Source organism: Limnohabitans sp. G3-2 (assembly GCF_002778275.1).
In the GTDB taxonomy this organism is placed as follows: domain Bacteria; phylum Pseudomonadota; class Gammaproteobacteria; order Burkholderiales; family Burkholderiaceae_C; genus Limnohabitans_A.
The window spans coordinates 1-3,310 of sequence record NZ_NESG01000015.1; the positions used below are offsets into that span (position 1 = coordinate 1).

The window sequence follows — 3,310 nt, forward strand, 5'->3', positions numbered from 1 at the left end:
GCCTCTGACGATCACCCACTTCACCTTCAGGTCATTGCTTCTCATATGGCAAGTGAACGTCCTGAACGGCCTCAATGGCCCGTGCTTGCCTGATCGGCGAGCCTCGGGTTTCTTTACCTTTCCCTCTTTTCGAATCCCCTGTGTGCGGATGCACATGACGCTTTGCGCGTTGTGCGTCATCGCCTAGCGACGTGTTGTCGCTGCTCGCTGATCTCCTTGGATGTTTTCACCATTGGAGATGAGCTATGAGTTTGTACAAAAAAAGACCGACACCGATTCGAATCGCGCTGTTGGTCATGACCCTGAGTGGCTTGGTGCTGACGGCCCAAGCACAAGGCACATCCGCCGCCGCGTTGAGTGGCTCGGTGTCCTTGAAAGATGTTTTCGAAACGGCGTGGCAAAGGCAACCCGAGGCGCACGCGCTTCAATCGCGTCGCGATGCCGCCCTGGCCCAGGCCAAAGCCGCGTCGATGCTGTCCCCCGAGCCGCCCTCGCTGGAGATAAGTCAGCGATCAGACCGGATGACAGGCAACAGCGGTGCGCGGGAAGCTGAGGTGGGTATCGCCGTTCCCATCTGGCTACCCGGACAACGCACAGCCAGTGCCGATCTGGCGCAAGCTGAAATATCGTTGGTTGAGCGCAAGCTGCTCGCCTCACAACTTCGGCTCGCTTCTTCCGTCAGGGATGCTTGGTGGGGCTGGTTGCGAGCTCGCGTAGATGCTGAACTGGCGAGCGAACAACTGGCCAATGCACAACGCCTCGCCGCTGATGTTGCCAAACGGACCAACGCGGGTGATCTGGCAAAGTCCGACCAGCATCAAGCCGAAGGCGCTGTCGCTGCGGCCCAAGCGCATGCCGCCCAAGCTCAAGCTGCATCTGCCGCAGCCTTGGCACAAGTGATGGCGCTAACAGGCAGGACGGCACCGGCAGACTTGAAAGTCAACGCGGCGGTGGAGCCAACGCCAGATTCGACCCCACATACGGGTGCGTCAGTGGGGCATCCCTTGTTGGCTGAACTGGAGGATCGCATCACGATGGCCGAGCGGACGGCTCAGCTGATCAGCGCCCAGAGGCGATCCAACCCGGAACTCACGGTGGCCACCACGCGCGGCCGTGGGGCATTTGGAGAACGCTATGGCCAGACTGTGCTGATTGGCATTCGCGTGCCCTTGGGTGCAGGCCCTAGGCATGACGCCCGTCTTGCGACTGCACAAGCCGAAGCGATAGAAGTGCAGTCACAACTGGTCCTCGAGCAGGCGCGCATTCAAGCCGACAAACAAGGCGCTGCTGCTCGTCTGGAGGCCGCACGCACTCAACTTGATGCTGCGCAGCGACGAGCCCAGCTGGCCAACGAGTCCCGCAGCTTTTTTGACAAGTCGTTCAGGCTGGGCGAGTCGGATCTGCCCACCCGCTTGCGCATTGAAGCAGAGGCTGCAGAGGCCGCGAGACAAGCCGCTCGAAGCCGAATTGACCTAGCCTCCGCCATTTCGGCATTGCGGCAGTCCTTGGGCCTGCTGCCTCAGTGATGCTGACACCCCTCAAAAATTCAAGGAACACTATGAAGATCATTCATTCAACAGTCGCCACCTTTATGGCGCTGATATTCACATTACTCAGTCCTATGGCCATTGCCGGTGCGGGTCACGATCACGCGGAAGCTGCGCCAAAAACCCAGGGAACAGCACTGCCGCGTTTCGTCGCGTTTTCAGAGGATCTGGAAATGGTCGGCATTGTCAATGGCAAGCAGCTGACGATTTACCTGGACCGTTTTACAGACAACAGTCCGGTCAATGACGCCCTAATTGACATCGATATTCAAGGCGGCAAATACAAAGCCGAAAAACATGGCGTAGGTGAATACGAAGTCATCCTCAAGGACACGCTCAAACCTGGCGTCATTGCCATCACCGCAACCATTCAGGCCGGTGAACTGAACGACCTGCTGACTGGCGAACTCGATTTGCACGAGGACGAAGATGAACCTGTCAGTGGTTCTTCTTGGAAAGGCATCGCCCTGTGGATCGGCGGGGGGTTAATGGCCCTGATGGCATTAGGCGCGATCGTTCGCTTTCGTCAACAAGCTCGTACGGCCTAAGGAGCCTCAGCATGAAAACAATCAACACTTCAAAAAAACGCCACTGGATGGCACTGGCCACTGCTTTGACCCTTACAGGTGCTGCGCTGCCTACGTACGCGGGCGAAGGCCATGACCACGGCGCTGCGCCTGCGACGGCCAATGCCAATGGTCCACAGCGCATGGCCGATGGCAGCGTGTTTCTGCCCAAACCAGCCCAACGCCAACTGAATGTGCGCACGATGGTGGTGGAAACCGCTGAGCTGCCACGCGCCTTTGAACTCAATGGTCAGGTACTGATGGACCCCAACGCTGGGGGCAAAGTCCAGCCCATCAACGCCGGACGCATAGAACCCGGCCCTAATGGCCTGCCCAACGCAGGGCAAACCGTCAAGAAGGGTCAGGTATTGGCCTACGTGGTCCCTGCGGTCGCCCCCCTAGAGCGGGCCAGCCAGTTGACTCAATTGGCCGAATTTCGCGCTGCCAAAGCGCTTGCTGAAAAGCGTTTGGCACGTTTGCGCGAGTTATCAGATACCGTGCCGCGCAAGGAAGTGGAAGCCGCAGAGAGTGATGTGCTCAGCCTCACCGACCGCATGTCGGCCGTTGGTGGCGGCCTCAGCAGCAAAGAAGCACTGGTCGCGCCCGTTTCTGGCGTGATTGCCTCGGCGCATGTCGTAGCAGGCCAAGTGGTGGACACGCGGGAATTGATTTTTGAAATTGTCGACCCGAAGCGGCTGCGTATCGAAGCCTTGGCTTTTGATAGCTCAGTGGCCAACAACATCGGCGGTGCCACATTGGCTGTCGGCGACCAGCGCACACCACTGGTTTTCATGGGTGCAGCGCGCAGTTTGCGAGAGCAAGCTCTGCCGCTGAACTTCCAAGTGCAAAGCCCGGAACTATTAGGCCTGGCCGTTGGACAGCCCGTCAAAGTCTATGTGCAGTCCAAGCAAAAGACACAGGGTATTGCGGTCCCCCAGTCGGCACTGATGAAAAACGCTGCCAATCAGAACGTGGTGTGGGTCAAGTCTGCAGCTGAGCAGTTTGAACCACGCACAGTGACGTTCGAGCCCCTGGATGGAGCGCGTGTCACGGTGATCTCGGGCTTAAAGTCTGGCGATCGTGTGGCGACCCAAGGTGCCACGCTCATCAACCAAGTCCGTTAAAGGGGTCACGATATGTTCAAGTGGCTTCTCGAAAATAGCCTGACCAACCGGCTTCTGGTGTTGATAGCGGGTG

3 protein-coding genes are annotated in these 3,310 nt (G+C 58.4%); all 3 read left to right on the plus strand.

Annotation, left to right across the window (positions count from 1 at the left end; genetic code table 11):
• The first annotated feature begins 245 nt into the window (after nt 1-245).
• The 3 genes from B9Z31_RS15240 to B9Z31_RS15250 are packed head-to-tail and all read left to right on the plus strand — an operon-like array spanning nt 246 to nt 3,237.
• On the plus strand, nt 246-1,526 hold the full coding sequence (locus B9Z31_RS15240; protein WP_089957647.1) for a TolC family protein: 1,281 nt from the start codon (nt 246-248) through the stop codon (nt 1,524-1,526).
• 32 nt (nt 1,527-1,558) lie between these two features.
• Nucleotides 1,559-2,095 carry a hypothetical protein gene (locus B9Z31_RS15245; protein ID WP_233201015.1) on the plus strand — a complete coding sequence of 179 codons (537 nt, stop codon included), beginning with the start codon at nt 1,559-1,561 and terminating at the stop codon, nt 2,093-2,095.
• A gap of 11 nt (nt 2,096-2,106) precedes the next feature.
• The gene (locus tag B9Z31_RS15250) at nt 2,107-3,237 is read left to right on the plus strand and encodes an HlyD family efflux transporter periplasmic adaptor subunit (RefSeq protein WP_100120411.1); all 1,131 of its coding nucleotides are present in this window, start codon (nt 2,107-2,109) and stop codon (nt 3,235-3,237) included.
• The last annotated feature ends 73 nt before the right edge of the window (nt 3,238-3,310 follow it).